The organism is Alienimonas chondri, assembly GCF_013036045.1.
Lineage (GTDB): Bacteria > Planctomycetota > Planctomycetia > Planctomycetales > Planctomycetaceae > Alienimonas > Alienimonas chondri.
Genome location: NZ_WTPX01000057.1, coordinates 1 through 14,008 on the forward strand (window position 1 = coordinate 1; position 14,008 = coordinate 14,008).

At 68.6% G+C, this 14,008-nt stretch carries 14 protein-coding genes; 7 read left to right on the plus strand and 7 right to left on the minus strand.

Annotated elements, in window-relative coordinates:
• Nucleotides 1-148 precede the first annotated feature (148 nt).
• Nucleotides 149-487 (minus strand): cupin domain-containing protein, encoded by a 339-nt coding sequence (locus tag LzC2_RS10285; protein WP_171186540.1) that lies wholly within the window; start codon nucleotides 485-487, stop codon nucleotides 149-151.
• A 15-nt stretch (nucleotides 488-502) separates the two neighbouring features.
• On the minus strand, nucleotides 503-1,936 hold the full coding sequence (locus LzC2_RS10290; RefSeq protein ID WP_171186542.1) for a replication initiator protein A: 1,434 nt from the start codon (nucleotides 1,934-1,936) through the stop codon (nucleotides 503-505).
• Nucleotides 1,937-2,355: 419 nt separating this feature from the next.
• On the opposite strand from LzC2_RS10290, the gene LzC2_RS10295 reads away from it, so the two are divergent.
• Both LzC2_RS10295 and LzC2_RS10300 read left to right on the plus strand, forming a co-directional pair.
• The gene (locus tag LzC2_RS10295) at nucleotides 2,356-3,168 is read left to right on the plus strand and encodes a ParA family protein (protein WP_171186544.1); all 813 of its coding nucleotides are present in this window, start codon (nucleotides 2,356-2,358) and stop codon (nucleotides 3,166-3,168) included.
• Entirely contained in the window at nucleotides 3,165-4,082 is a 918-nt protein-coding gene (locus LzC2_RS10300; RefSeq protein WP_171186547.1) for a ParB/RepB/Spo0J family partition protein, read from the plus strand. The genes LzC2_RS10295 and LzC2_RS10300 overlap by 4 nt, the downstream gene beginning before the upstream one ends.
• A 14-nt stretch (nucleotides 4,083-4,096) precedes the next feature.
• On the opposite strand, the gene LzC2_RS10305 is transcribed toward LzC2_RS10300, so the two are convergent.
• Entirely contained in the window at nucleotides 4,097-4,234 is a 138-nt protein-coding gene (locus tag LzC2_RS10305; RefSeq protein WP_171186550.1) for a hypothetical protein, read from the minus strand.
• Between the two features lie 346 nt (nucleotides 4,235-4,580).
• Between LzC2_RS10305 and LzC2_RS10310 the strand changes: the two genes are divergently transcribed.
• Both LzC2_RS10310 and LzC2_RS10315 read left to right on the plus strand, forming a co-directional pair.
• On the plus strand, nucleotides 4,581-5,096 hold the full coding sequence (locus LzC2_RS10310; protein WP_171186552.1) for a hypothetical protein: 516 nt from the start codon (nucleotides 4,581-4,583) through the stop codon (nucleotides 5,094-5,096).
• A gap of 315 nt (nucleotides 5,097-5,411) precedes the next feature.
• Complete coding sequence (locus tag LzC2_RS10315; protein ID WP_171186554.1) at nucleotides 5,412-7,076, plus strand: cation:proton antiporter; 1,665 nt, start codon at nucleotides 5,412-5,414, stop codon at nucleotides 7,074-7,076.
• A gap of 23 nt (nucleotides 7,077-7,099) precedes the next feature.
• Here LzC2_RS10315 and LzC2_RS10320 read toward each other — a convergent pair whose 3' ends face one another.
• The 3 genes from LzC2_RS10320 to LzC2_RS10330 all read right to left on the minus strand — a co-directional run bounded on the left by LzC2_RS10320 (nucleotide 7,100) and on the right by LzC2_RS10330 (nucleotide 10,607).
• Nucleotides 7,100-7,498: a SpoIIAA family protein gene (locus LzC2_RS10320; RefSeq protein WP_171186556.1), complete on the minus strand. Its 399-nt coding sequence runs from the start codon at nucleotides 7,496-7,498 to the stop codon at nucleotides 7,100-7,102.
• A gap of 177 nt (nucleotides 7,499-7,675) precedes the next feature.
• Nucleotides 7,676-9,961, minus strand: a complete 2,286-nt coding sequence (locus tag LzC2_RS10325; protein ID WP_171186558.1) for a serine/threonine-protein kinase — start codon at nucleotides 9,959-9,961, stop codon at nucleotides 7,676-7,678.
• A 76-nt stretch (nucleotides 9,962-10,037) separates the two neighbouring features.
• Nucleotides 10,038-10,607 (minus strand): ECF-type sigma factor, encoded by a 570-nt coding sequence (locus LzC2_RS10330; RefSeq protein WP_171186559.1) that lies wholly within the window; start codon nucleotides 10,605-10,607, stop codon nucleotides 10,038-10,040.
• Nucleotides 10,608-10,848: 241 nt separating this feature from the next.
• On the opposite strand from LzC2_RS10330, the gene LzC2_RS10335 reads away from it, so the two are divergent.
• The 3 genes from LzC2_RS10335 to LzC2_RS10345 all read left to right on the plus strand — a co-directional run bounded on the left by LzC2_RS10335 (nucleotide 10,849) and on the right by LzC2_RS10345 (nucleotide 12,722).
• On the plus strand, nucleotides 10,849-11,418 hold the full coding sequence (locus LzC2_RS10335; RefSeq protein ID WP_171186561.1) for a DJ-1/PfpI family protein: 570 nt from the start codon (nucleotides 10,849-10,851) through the stop codon (nucleotides 11,416-11,418).
• 177 nt (nucleotides 11,419-11,595) lie between these two features.
• Nucleotides 11,596-11,988, plus strand: coding sequence for a SpoIIAA family protein (locus LzC2_RS10340; protein WP_171186562.1), 393 nt, complete (start codon nucleotides 11,596-11,598; stop codon nucleotides 11,986-11,988).
• A 77-nt stretch (nucleotides 11,989-12,065) separates the two neighbouring features.
• Nucleotides 12,066-12,722 carry an HAD family hydrolase gene (locus tag LzC2_RS10345; protein ID WP_171186564.1) on the plus strand — a complete coding sequence of 219 codons (657 nt, stop codon included), beginning with the start codon at nucleotides 12,066-12,068 and terminating at the stop codon, nucleotides 12,720-12,722.
• Between the two features lie 28 nt (nucleotides 12,723-12,750).
• Here the strand turns inward: LzC2_RS10345 and LzC2_RS10350 are convergent, their stop codons facing one another.
• Complete coding sequence (locus tag LzC2_RS10350; RefSeq protein WP_171186566.1) at nucleotides 12,751-13,797, minus strand: sulfotransferase domain-containing protein; 1,047 nt, start codon at nucleotides 13,795-13,797, stop codon at nucleotides 12,751-12,753.
• Between the last annotated feature and the right edge of the window lie 211 nt (nucleotides 13,798-14,008).

Sequence of the window (14,008 nt, forward strand, 5' to 3'; positions counted from 1 at the left end):
CCTCCCGGCCGCCGCTTCGCCGCCGCGGGCCTGGCCGTCACCGCCTACGACGGCGGCTCCGTCCGGCTCTCCGTCCCGCGGGGCGGTTGGGAGGAAAGAACCCGGCGGGACGTGACGCGGCGGCTGCTCTCGGTCTGACGGCGGGCGGTCAGTCGACGGGCAGGAAGTCCAGCTTCGCGGTGAAGTGCATGAGCAGCACGCAGCCGCCCGCGCTGCGGTGCGGGCCGTGGACGCTCCCCGCCGCCCCGTGGAAGCAGGCCCCCGGGCCGAACCTCTCGCCGTCCTCCACGAAGTCCCCCTCCACGACGAAGGCCGTCTCGTCGGCCGCCGAGTGCCGGTGGGCCGGGATCTCGGTCCCCGGCCCCATGCGGGTGAGGACCGTCATCGCCCACGTCTCGGGATCGACGCGGAGCGGCTTGACCGCCATCCCCGCGAAGTCCAGCGGCTCCCACTCCATGTCCCCGCTTTTCAGCTTCAGTTCGTACATCGTTCCGTCTCCCGTTCAGTCCGCGTCGGCCGGTCCGCCGCGGATGCGTTGGTAATGCTCACGCAGTACCAGCTTTCGGTATGCCTCGAAAGCGGCCCCCCCGCCGGTCCGCGTCCGTTCCAGCCCGTCCCGCAGCAGCGGGCCGCACGCGGCGGCGGCCTCCCGCTCGAACGCCGCGCGTTCGAGCCCGTCGAGTCCGTCCCAGAAGGCGGAGAACGCCCGCTGTGCGACGCTTTTCGCCGGCGGCGCCTTTGCCCCCGGTCCGCCCGGAGAATCCCGCAGGGGACGAATACGGGATTTTGAGCGGTCGTCCGGCGGCGTCCGCGGTGCGGCGGCCTTTGGCTCGACGAAGTTCGGCGGGAACCGCACGCCCGCCGGGTCGCGGACGCAGTTCACCAGGAACCCCGCGTCCCGCCGCTTGCCCGTCTGCCGGTAGTGCTCAAACAAGGCCAGCATCGTCCGCACGGTGCGTTCGTCGGCGACTTTCGCCAGCCGTGCAGCCATCGTCGCCGAGACGCCCGCCGCCGCGAGGTCCGCGGCCGCACCGGTGAGGGCGTTGTCAGTAGCAACACTTTTGGACGACGACCGCCGCTTCCGCTCGAACACGACCGTCCACTTCCCGCGGGCTTCTCTACGGAACCGCTCGGCGGGCGCCGTGGGTTTCAGTTCCCACTCCCGTTCCAGTTCGGCGATGCCGACGAGCAGTTGCCGCTTGTGCTGGCCGGTGTGGTTCGACGCCGACAGCCGCACGGTTCGCTCGGAGAGCGTGCGTAGGTCCGCCTCCACCTTGCCTCCTCGGTAGAACCGCTTGTCCAGGAACCGATACAGCCGCTTCGCCACCGGACTTTGCAGCCGGCAATAGAGATCCCAGTCCAGCCGCTTGAGGTAGCCGGCCTGAAAGCTGTCGAAGAACACTTGGTTCCAGGTGAACCGAGAGGACTGGGGAGCGGCCGCGCCTTCGGACGCCTCCCGCTCGTAGACGATCAAGTTGTCGATGACGCCGAAGTCGCGGTTCACCCACGACTTGCGCCGGTGATCGTAGAAGGCCCGGCTGGAGTAGACCGTCAGCCCCGCCCAGCGGCGGAGCGACTTCGAGAGCCGGCGGTAGTTCCGCGTGGAGTCCTCCCAGCGGAGGAGCTTCAGCAGTTCGTAGCGGCTGAACTGGACATCCCGGTCAGCGAATCCGCCGGCCGCCGACAGCTGCACGCAGGCCAGCAGCACGTCGTCGTCCTTCGCGGTCGGCAGGCCGTAGAGGTCGCTGCCGGAGATCGCCAGCTTCCGCGGCAGTCGTTTTCGAGCTTCTTTATCCCAGACGGTGTCCTCGAAGATCACGGTCTTCTTCCCGTCCAGGCGACGCTCGCCCGCGGACGCCAGGCCGAACTCCGCGAGGTTCAGTTCGTCGTACCAGCCGGCTGCCGCGTTCGCTTCGCTCTCCGCCGCTCCCCTCAAAAGACCACCACGGATGTTGTCTTGAGGTACACAGAATAGGTACTTACGGTCGGCGGAAAACCGAACGATGCCGGGGGCTTGGGGGCGTCTGGCGTGTTTCGTTTCACGGCGTTTCGTGTTTCATTTCATGGTGATCCTCAGTCCGGCGCACGATAGAACTGTGTTTCGCCTCACGGTGCTTTCGTGTTTCGTTTCACGGTAGGAGACGGGGCCGAACGTCGGCCCCGCTTCAACCCGCTTAAAGTTAGAACCGACTCTGGCAGTACCGGCCCGGACGCGCAACGCCTGTTTTCGCAGGGGCCGAGGGCGAAAACTCGTTGACGGATCTTTGCGGGTCGTGACAGCGTCGGGGGCATGAACGAGCGAACGAGTATCGAGGTGTTGCCACTGGCAACACCCGCGGCAGACGCGGGGGTCCGGTGACGGTCCTCTGCCTAATCAACCAGAAGGGCGGGTGCGGCAAGAGCAGCACGGGCTTCCACCTGGCCGGAGCCTTGGCCGCCGACGGCCGGCGGGTGCTGCTGGTGGACGCGGACCCGCAGGGGTCCACCAGCCAGGGGTTCTTCGGCCCGGGGCTGGTCGAGAGCCTGCCGCCGGAGCGGACGCTGGCGGTGTTGTTCGACGAGCGTTTCGGCTTCGCCGACCGCTCGCGGCTGGCGTTGCGGACGGAGTTCGAGGGCATCGACGTGGTCCCCGCCAATCACCACCTGGCCCGGCACAACAAGCCGGAGCCGGAGACCGGCGGCGATCTGCAATACGCCGTCCGCGAACTGCTGGACGAGCTGCCGGCCTACGACGTGGTGCTGATCGACTGCCCGCCGAACCTCTACACCTGTAGCTGGACAGCGATGGTCGCGTCCGACCGGGTGCTGATCCCGGTCCCGCCGGAGGATTTTGGTACCCAGGGAATCAGAGCGGTCCACGCCGCCGTCGGGGAGGCGCGGACGCTGAACCCGTCGCTGCGCCGGCTGGGTCACCTGCTGACGCGGGTGGACTCCCGGCTGCTGATCCACCGGAGCTACGAGAAGGAACTGCGGGCCGCCTACGGCGAGTTGGTGCTGGACACCACGGTTCCCGAGGCGAGCGCGTTCAAGGTCGCGCTCGCCCGCCGGCGGCCGGTCGAGTTCCACGAGCCGCACAGCAAGGCGGCCGAGGCTACGCGAGAACTGATGAGAGAAATCGACGCCCGGCTGGCGTCCAAGCAGCCGCGGCGGGCGGCGGGGGGAGCATGAGCAAGGCGGCGTCCACGAGGAACGTGTTGGGGGAAATCGGCGGGCACCTGCGGGAGTCGGTCGGCGTGCGGGAGGAGGGTGTTGCCAGTGGCAACACCGCCCCGAGACTGTCGCCGGTGGCGTCCCTGCGGGACGTGGGCCGACGGCCGAACCGGAAGTTCGGGCGGGTGGCGGTGGACCGCGTAGTCCCCGACCCGGAGCAGCCGCGGACCGAGTTCGACCCCGACGAGCTTGAACGGCTCGCCGAGAGCCTCAAGGACCGCGGACAGCTCGCGCCCGTGCGGGTGCGGTGGTCGGAGCCGGCCGGGGCCTGGATGCTGATCAGCGGGGAACGCCGCTGGCGGGCGACCCGCGCCGCCGGGCTGCCGGAGATCGACTGCTACTTCCATGACGACGGACTGAGCCGCACGGAGATTTTGGAGGAGCAGCTGGTCGAGAACATGCTGCGGAGCGACCTGAAACCGGTCGAGGAGGCCCGGTCGTTCGAGGAACTGATGGCCGCCAACGGCTGGGGCACGCGGGAACTGGCCCGTCGGCTCCGGGTAAACCCGTCCCGGGTCTCCCGCGCCCTGGCCCTGCTGAAACTGCCCGAAGACCTGCGCCGCCGCGTGGAGGCCGGCGAACTCTCCGCCCGCGCGGGCTACGAGTTGTCGAAGCTTGACGGCGAAGACGCCCAGCGGTCGGCGGCGAACGCCGACGGCGGGGGCGTCACGCACGAGCAGGCGGCCGAAGCCGTCCGTCGACAGTCCGGCCCGGCGAAGCCGCGGGGCACCCGGCAGCGGTTCCAGACGGAGGACGGCTGGCGGGTGACGGTCAGCCGCGGCCGGTCCGGCACGCTGGACGAGGTCGCCGAGGCGTTGCGGCAGGCGATGGAAGAGGTCCAGTTGCGGCTGGACAGCGGCGTCGGCGACTGACCGGCGGGTTCAATTCACCCGCCTCCATCCACGGGCGGCGGTCCCGAGCCGCCGGCGGAATCCACCAGCGTGCCGATCGCGGCCCGGATCGGTTCCGGGAGCGAGTCCCAAGCCGCCGCCACCACCGCCAGCCGCGGGTCAGCCGACGACAATTCGGGCCGATTGACGCCGCTCGTCTGCAGCGTATTCGCAGCGCACGCCCCTCCGCCGGACACGGAAGTCTCGACCGGTGAACGGGTTACGTCAGTTCCACTTGGGGGTTCAATTCCCCCCGCCTCCACTGACCCGCCCCGGTTCGCCGGGGCGGGTTTTTTGTTGCCAGGTCGCTACTGACACCCCGGAAGACTGACGTCGATCCGATGACACCCTTCGCGTGTCGGCCACATGCGATCGCCACGAATCCCTTGGAGAATAGCCGATTCTTCGCGCCCGAAGTTCGGCACGGTGAGTGCATCGTGATTGAGGGCAACCCCTTCCCTCTGTCGCAGGATCGCAACGATGTGGCGTCTCTCCCTTTCCGCTGTGACCACGGCCGCCTTGATCGCCTCCGGCTCCGGCGTCGCTGACGCGGGCGATCGTTCGTCGGTCTCGTTCCGGCTCTCGCTGGGCGGCAATGCGGCCTCTTACAGCGACGGCTACTACGGCAACGGTCACTACGGCAACGGTTACGACTCGCCCGGACGCGGCTCCTCGTATGCACCGCAGTCGAGGTACGACTCCCGGTTCGATTCAACTCAAAACTTCGGGTTCGGCAACAGCCGGTACGGGAATCGATACAACGACCGTCTCGACTCGCACTGCGGAGCCAGGTCTCGGTTCGATCGTCGCTCCTATCGTTCCCGCGGGGATTCTCTGACGGGATTCGGATACGGCCGCAGCTATGGACGGGACGTTCATACGCCCGCGGCTGGCCACGCTGGCCACTATGACTTCCACGCTCCCGAGGTGGTCCGGCACGGCGATCACCTGGACGTGATCCCGGGGCATTACGACTACCACGGCGCCGGACATTAGGAACCAGCAGGCACGCTGCCTCCTCACAGCACACAGAACAGCACACAGATCCGACGACCGCGGCTCTCGAATCGTTCGAGGGCCGCGGTCGTTTCGTCGTTTCGCGCCAACGGAAGTGCCCGCAAACCGCGTTACTCTTCCCTGCCCCGACGGGCTAGCGCCGGTGGATCGAGGCGTCGCGCTCGTGTCTCTCCTGGCTTTCTTTGAACGGGGGGCGGCGGGGCGGCGCCGTGGGACTCGCCGGCGTCGGCGTTCGGCGCTAGACCTCCCCCACGCCCGCCGTCTGCTCCGATTCGTTTCCCCTGAAAGCCGCCCGTGGATTTGTGGTTGGTCCTGCGTGACGTGGTCGTCCTCCTGGGAGGCGCGCTGTTGGTCGGCGGGTTGTTCGCCCGATTCGGACAAAGCCCGATCGTGGGCTATCTGCTGGCGGGGATGGTTCTCGGCGGGCCGGGAAGCTTCGGCGTCGTGGCGACGGAGCACGAGATCGAAGCGGTCGCCGAGTTGGGCGTCGCGCTGCTGCTATTCAGCCTCGGCCTGGAGTTCTCCGTCGCCCGCCTGCGGAAGCTGGGGCCGAAGCCGCTGTTGGGCGGAGCGCTGCAGGTCGGGTTGACCATCGTCGTCATGGCGGGGGCGGCGTGGTTCTTCAGTCCCACGGTCGCGGGCGCGATCGCCTTCGGGGTGATGGTCGCCCCCAGCAGTACCGCGGTGGTGCTGCGCATCCTGATGGAACGCAGCGAGATCGAAGCGCCTCACGGCCGGGACTCTCTGGGCGTGTTGCTGACGCAGGATGTGGCCGTCGTGCCGCTGGCGCTGCTGATGACGGTGCTGGGCGGCGGCGGATCGCCGGGCGAGATCGCTGCGGAGGTCGGGAGGCTGGTCTTGGTGGCCGCTGGGCTGACGGTCGGGCTGTTCCTGCTCACGCGGGCCGCGGTGTGGGCGCTGGGCACGCTCACGTTGCGGCGGAACCGCGAACTGACCGTCGCGTTCGCGGCCGTCGCCGGGCTGGGGTCGGCGTGGGCGGCGCATGCGGCGGGGATCTCCCCGGCGCTGGGGGCGTTCGTCGCGGGGATGATGCTCGGCAGCTCGGAGTTCGCCACGCAAATCCGTGCGGATATCTCGCCGTTGCAGGTCATCCTGCTCACGCTGTTCTTCGGGGCGGCCGGGATGGTCGCCGACCCGCTTTGGATCATCAAAAACTGGTACATCGTCGCCGCGGTTCTGACGGCGGTGACGCTCGGCAAACTGCTGGTCGTTTGGGCGGTGTTTCGGGCGCTGGGGCGATCGCGGCGCTCGGCCGCGGCCACGGGCCTGGCGCTGGCGCAGGTGGGCGAGTTCGCGTTCGTGCTCGGCAGCGTCGGTCGCGAGGGCGGGGTCGTCTCCGAAGAGCTGTATTCGCTGGTGGTCTCCACGGCGATCGCCTCATTCTTCCTGACCGCGTTCCTCGTGCCGCTGGCGCCGCGGTTCGGGGTCGCCGTGTCCCGTCTCCTCGGCGAGGCCGGGCCGCAGATGGAAGAGGATTCCACCGTACGCCTGCCGCCCGAGGTCGCCGTGATCGGCTTCGGGCCGGCCGGCCGGATGGCCGCCGAGACGCTCCGCGACCGCGGCGTGCGGACGATCGTGGTCGACATGAATCCGGATGCCGTGCGAGACGCCCGTCGTCTCGGCCTGCAAGCCGATGTCGGCGACGCGACGCGCACGGAGGTCTTCGACCACGCCCGGCTGCGGGAATGCGCCGCGGTGGTCGTCACCGTCCCGCACCCGCGGGCCGCGTTGAGCGTCGTCGAGCGATTCCGAGCCAACGCTCCGCAGGCGCACGTGATCGTCCGAGCCCGCTACGAACTCAATCGGGACGACTTTCTCAAGGCGGGCGCGGACGCCATCGCCGGCGACGAACGCGCCGTCGGCAAACGACTCGCCGCCTACCTTCGACTGTGGCTCAACAAACGCAGCCCGAAGCAGCGAAACGACGCCGAAAGCTGAACGCGCCTCGGACGCTGTGAGGTTCAGTTCTCCCGCACCCAGGCCCGTGCGGCATCCACCTTCGAGAGATCGAAGTATTGAACCTTGGCGGTCGTGAACGGCTTGCAGAAGACGGACATCCCCTTCTCCCAAGTCGCGTCGCCGACGATCGCCAGGCGATCGATGTCGGCGAAGTGTTTCAAATCGAACTTCACGTCCTCCCAGAGGGCCCCGACGCTCCAGCCGTGGAAATCGTCCAAGATCACTACCATGCGGACCTTATCGTGCTGCTGCAGCAAGGGCTCGATGCGAGGCACGAACGCTTCGTAATCTGCGGCGGCTAGCTTGCCGGTCAGCGTCACCTCGATGACATTCTCGGCAGATCCATCGGCGACGGCGTGGCCGGCAGCGGCGGTGGACGGTTCGGCGAAGACAGTCGGCACGGCGAACTCCTTTCGGGGGAATCTGGGCGTGATCGATGGATCGACTGGGTCATTTTTAACACCGGTGATCGCCCCGCTACGGGGAGGACCACGGCCGGTCCCGCCGGGGAACGGACCGTTTGCGGCGGACTCTTGAGGACGGACGGACGACGGGGGCCGTCAGATCGCTCGCAGCGGCTATTCGAGTCCGTCGAGCGTGCGGCGTCGCAATGCTTCGAGCCGCTCCTCGAGATCGTCCCGGTCGCTCCCGAAGCGGGCGACCGCCGTGCGGTGGAACAGCAGGAACTCGACCCAATCGAACCAAGGCATCGGCGGGACGCCTTCGGCCCGCTCCGCGGCGTCGGCGAGGTAGCCGTCCAGCGTGCGTTCCGCGACCTCGAAGGCCTCCGCCGCCGCTTGGGGCCGCCCGGCCTCGGCGTACGCGAGGGCCAACAGGGGCGAAACGATCCCGTAGCCGTACCAGCGTCGATCGGCCGCGGCCTGTTCGAGCCGCACGATCGCCCGATCCGGTTCGCCGGCTCGGAGATAGGCCCAGCCCGCGATGTACCGTTTCACGCCGTCGGGGATGCGTCCTCGGCGGTCGAAACTCTCCGGGCCGGCGTCGCTGCGGTCGTCTTCGCTGCGGTCGTCTTCGATCAGCCGTTCGGCGGCGACGGCGAGTCGCGCCGCTTCGGACCGGGACAGCGGACCGGCCAAACGCCCCCGCAGTTCCGTTTGTTCATAGCGTCCCTCCGCGGCCGCCATCGCGCGGGCGACCTCCCGGTATTCCGTGCTGCGATTGGTGTAGATGAAGAGCTGCGGCACGCCGAGAAATTCCGCCCCCGTCGCGGGAGCGCCGAGATCACGGGCGCGGGCGAAGTCGGCGGCGGCCCGGTCCCACAGGCCGAGGCGGGCGAAGAACAAACCTCGCTCCGACCAGACGAGGAAGTACCGCGGCTGCGCCTCGGTCGCCTGATCGTGCGCCTTCAACGCCGCCGCGCGGTCCCCGGCGTCGGCGAGGGCGCGGGCCTTGCCCAGCAAATCGGTCGCCCGCCGGAGTCGATCGACGAACTCCTCCAATTCGTCACGGGAGCGATCGGCCTCCGCCTCGGAGCGTCGCGCCTGACTTTCGGCCGCACGGGCCAGAGTTTCGGCGGCACGAGCCTGCCCCTCCGCGATGCGGGCGTTGGCGGCCTGCCACACGCTCACGCCCGCCCCGATCACCAACGCCGCGGCCACGATCGTCGCGGTGCCCAGGACCGCCTTGTGCCTACGGGCGAACTTGGAGAACCGGTACGCCGTCGACGGCGGACGGGCCTCGACCGGCATCCCTTCGATGTAACGCGTGACGTCTTCCCCCAGGGCCGCCGCGGTTGGATAGCGTCGGCCGCGAGCCTTTTCCAAGGCCTTCATCACGACCCAGTCCAGATCCCCCCGCAAAGCGCTGGCCAATCGGGCCGGTTCAAGCCGACGATGGGCGGCCGCCGTGGTCGCCAAGTCCATCCGCAGCGTGCTGAACCGGGTACTGGGCCGGGGCGGCTCTTCTTCGAGCAAGATGCGGCGGAACTCAATCAGCCCGGCCTCCCGCAGACGATCGCCCGCAAAGGGCGTGGAGCCGGTCAGCAACTCGTACAGCAAGACGCCCAGCGAGTAGACGTCGCTGCGGGTGTCGACCTCCTCGCTGCTCATTTCCGCCTGTTCAGGACTCATATAGGCCGGCGTGCCGACCATCGCGCGAAAGCCGGTGTAGATCGTCTGATCGGTCAGCTTCGGCCCGACCGCTTTGACGATGCCGAAGTCGATCACTTTCGGGACCGGGCGGCCGTCCTGCAGCGTCACCAAGACGTTGGACGGCTTCAGATCGCGATGCACGACGCCCTTCTGATGGGCGTGCTGGACGGCGTTGCAGATCGAGACGAACAGGTCCAGCCGCCCCCGCACGTCCAATCGAGCGCCGTCGCAGAACGCCGTGAGGGCGACGCCACGGACCAGCTCCATCGCGAAGTATTGCTGGCCCGTCTCCGTGGCGCCGGCGTCGAAGACGCGGGCGATGTTGGGGTGATCCATCAGGGCCAGCGCCTGCCGCTCCGCTTCGAAGCGGGCGGTCGTCTCCCCGGTCTCCGTCCCGGGGCGCATGATCTTCAACGCGACCCGCCGGCGAACGGGATAGAGCTGATCGGCGACGTACACCAACCCGAATCCGCCCTCCCCGATCTTCTCCCGCAGCCGGTAGGGACCGACGGTCTCCCCCACGTCCGGCGGGGCGAACCGCAGCGTGGCCTCGCCCGAGAACTCCTCGGCGGAACGGTCCGCCTCATCGGGGCGAACGATTGGACGGTCCAGTGGATGGTCCTCGCGGTCGTGTTCCTTCAAGAGTCGCGCGATCGCCGACCGGAGCGCGGCATCCTCGCCGCAGACCTCGGCGAGGAACGCGGCTCGCTCCCCTGGCAATTCGATGTCGACCGCGCGCAGGAAGATCGACATCTCGTCGACGAACTGGGCCCGGCCCGGCGCCACGTTCGGCCGCGGCGTCGTTGAAGCGCGATGGCTCATCCGAGGTTCAATCCGATCCGAGTTCCCGGCCGAGCCACGCCCGAGCGAACGCCCAGCGCCGCTTCACCGTTCGCGGCGACAGGTCGAGCGCGGCCGCGACTTCTTCCACCGTCAGTCCGGCGAAGAATCGTAGCTCGACCAGTTTGGCGAGGTCGGGGTCTTGAGACTCCAGCTTCCGCAACGCCGCGTCGGTGTCGAGCAGGCGGTCGATGTCCTCTTCTTGCTCGGGCGGATCGCCGAGTGCCCGTCGATCGCGGTCGCCGCCGCGTTTCAAGCTTCGGCGTCGGCGTGCGCTTTCGATCAGGATCCGTCGCATCGCTTCGGCTGCGGCGGCGAAGAAGTGCCCGCGGCCGTCCCAGCCGCCGCTGATCGCCGATTCTTCTGGACCGATCAGCCGCAGATAGGCCTCGTGCACCAGCGCGGTGGGCTGCAACGTGTGCCCGGCGGCCTCGGATCGCATCCGACTTCGGGCCAGCCTGCGTAACTCGGCGTAGACCAGCGGCAGCAGGTCCGCGGAGGCGGCCTCGTCGCCCGCTTCGATGCGCTGCAATACGACCGTCACGTCCGACACACGCATGCCTCGCTTCGAACGAAACGGCCCTTGGGAGTTTATCGAACCCTAAGTACGGCGGGAACGCCTCGCAACGACCGCCACCGTGACCAGCCGCCGCAGACCGGCCCGCAGTTGCGGTTGCAGCGGCGCCCGAGGCCTCCACGGCCGGTCGCTCTGAGCGGCTCCGCATTGCCGCCGGCGCCGGCGTTCGGGATGGTGATGCCGGTCCCGCACGATGACTGTCCCGCACACTTCAGAGATACCAATGCCCGGCCCGCCCGTTCTGATCGTCGTCGGCGATGCCTCGGAGACGCTGGACACGATGTACCCGTACCATCGATTGATCGAGGCCGGCTATGAGCCGGTCGTCGCCGCTCCGGAGAAACGTACTTACCAGATGGTGATGCACGAGGTCCGCGAGGGCTGGACGATCACGAAGGAGTGGGAGGGCTACCGGATCGACGCGAACGTGACGTTCGCGGAGGCCAAGGCGGACGACTACCTCGGCGTGTTTTACTCCGGCGGACGGGCGCCGGAGTACCTCCGCGACGACCCCGACCTCATCCGGCTCACGCGCTCCTTTTTCGAAGCGAACAAACCGATCCTGTCGGTCTGCCACGGCGTCGAAATCCCCGCTCGCGCCGGTTGCGTCGAGGGTCGCCGGATGGCGACGGTGGCGAAGTGCCGGTTCGATCTGGAAGTCTGCGGCGGCGTCTACGTCGACGCCCCCAGCGTGGTCGACGGCAACCTGTGCAGCGGCCGCACCTTTCACGACAGCGGCCACTACGTGAAACCGTGGATCGCCCTGCTGGACGCCGCCCGTGCGGCGCTTTGAGACGGTCGCGAGGCGCTTGAACAGGAATCGACGGATCGGCCGGAGCCGGGCTTCGCGCCCTCGCGGGGCGTCTGCTAGCTCCCGCGCCCCCCGAACCGACCGCCCGATCGGCGGTTCGGTTCTCGGCCGCGCCTTCATGGACGAAGGCGGCCGGTTCTCACTCGCACGGATGCCTGAATGATTGCGTTGCTCGAAGGCTGCTCGCTCCCCACCGGGCCGGCTCTGCTGGAGATGCTGGTCGACGATCGCCCCGCCGGTCACACGCCGCAGGAAGCCCGGGATCACGCGGACTGGACCGCCGGTCGCCTGCGGGATGCGCTGGCCCGTCGCGGCTCCGCGCACGTGTTGCAGGAAGTCCGCGGGGCCGCCGTCTTCGACGCGGCCGCCAAGGAGCGGACCGCGAAGTTCGCCTCGCGATTCGGCCAGCAGATCCAACGCCTCGCGCTCGTCGGCGAGCCCTCCGTCCTGCGGCGGCGGATCGAGATTCTCGAACCGCTGATCGGCGGGGAAATCCGGTGTTTCGACGCCGCTCAGCGCTGTTCGGCCCGTCGTTGGCTGACCGCGGGATGAGACGGATCGCGGGCTCGCGGGTTCGCGGATAGGTTTGAGCCGCGAACCCGCCCCCTTCCGCCTCTCCGCCCTCCCCCGTGTCGATCCGCGCCGTCGCTTTTGATCTCGATGGAACGCTGTTGAACAGCGAAGACGTCTTCGAGAAAGCCGGCGACGAACTGCTGGCCCGCCGGGGGCACGAGCACTCGCCGGAGGTCCGCGGCCTGATGCTGGGCAAGCGGGCGGAGGAGGCGTTCGCGGCGCTGATCGAGCACCTCGGCCTGAAGGACACGGTCGAAGGCTTGATGGAGGAGGTCGAGGAGCTGTTCCGCGGCCACGCGGAGGGACGGCTGGCCCTCATGCCCGGCGCCGAAGCGCTGCTGAACCAGGTGGCCGAGTCCGGCCTGCCGACCGCCGTGTGCACCTCTTCCAGCCGCTCCTATTTGCAGGAGATGCTGGAGCAGTTCGACCTGCTGGGTCGGTTCGATGCGCTGCTCGGGGCGGAGGACGTCAGCCGCGGCAAGCCGCACCCGGAGATCTACCGCACCGCCGCGGAGCGGCTGGCCGTGCCCATCGATGCGTTGCTGGTGTTTGAGGACAGCGGCACCGGCTGTGCCGCGGGCGTCGCCAGCGGCGCGGTGACGGTCGCGGTGCCGAACCGTCACACCGCCGCGATGAGCTTCGACGGCGCCTCGTTCGTCGCGGAGGGGCTGCATGACCCGCGGATCGCCCGGCTGATCTCGCCGAACGCCTGATGCGGCGGCTCCACGCCATCAGCAAGGTTCATCGAGAGTCGAACAGTTCCTTGTACGGCAGATCGCTATTCAACCGCTGAAGTTCCGCTTCGCAGAACTCCGCGATGCTTTGCTGCTGATCAGGCGTCAGCAGTTCTTCGCTCCCCCCGGACACGCCGCGACGCACCATCGGCGCCTCCAATTCCGCCCACGGCGTCGCGATGTTGGGGCGAAAGCGTTCGTCGTGGGCCTTCATCCAATCCCGTGAGGACAGCCGGAGCGTCTCCGCTCGCTCCTCGTCGCGCAGATCGACGCCGACGAACGCCGTCAGCTTGTCGAGCGTGGCAGCCGGATCGCCCGTCAGCTCTCGGAACGTGAGCCACAGCACGTCCGGCCGGTTCCGAAGCGCCCAGAACCCGGCGACGTGTTCCGCCCAACTGCCGAAGTGATATTCGTTACGCAGGAAGGTGCCGAGCCAGCTCTCGACAGTCGGCATCGCCGGTCCGAACGCCAGCCCGCGGTAGAAGTGGTAGGCGCTGACGAACACCTCCCGCGGATCGCGGGCCACGTAGACCCATCGAGCCGGGCCGGGTTCGGTCGGAATCGGGAGTTCCGCCGCCGGCAGATGCGTTTTAATCGCCCGAAAGGCGCCGTCGCCGGGATCGTCCCCGAGCGACGCCGAACCGAGCGCGTACGACTCCGGCCAGGGGGCCACATCGTGGATGTGCCGGAACTCCCCCCGACCGCGATGGGCGATCTGGTGCAGGATTTGAAGGGTGAGATTCGTCCCGCTCTTAGGATAGGTGACGACGAACGCGTCTCTCGCGGTCGGTTCGTACTCGCCGAAGCCCGCTCCCCCGAGGCCGCGCATGCTGGCCGTCTTCAGCATGTGGCGATGCAGCTTCGGATATCGTCCGATGCGCTCCCACAGGCGCACCCCGCCGCGGAACGCCGTCGATGCGACGAATCGAGCCGTCCCCCGCACCAGCGGCGATTGGATGCGCAACCACCTCGGCGGCGGCGTGGGCGGGGGGACGTAACGCGCTCGATTCACGTCCGTCCCAGCGGCGGACGACGCGGCGGACGGGGTCGACATGGGAGCTTGGGCGAGGGAGGCGGGGAGGGGCGTCCGGGTGAGAAAAGATAGGGCCCGTTCACGGCGTCATGCGAGCGCTCGGTCGTCGGCGGCTCAGACTTGAGGCTCATTTTGATCCGGTCTTCGCGCGCCGGGGGAATTGCACTAGACCCCCGCGATCGTGCCCGCTTCCCCGCCGCCGCCGCCCTCATCGCCCGCGCCGCGACCGGTG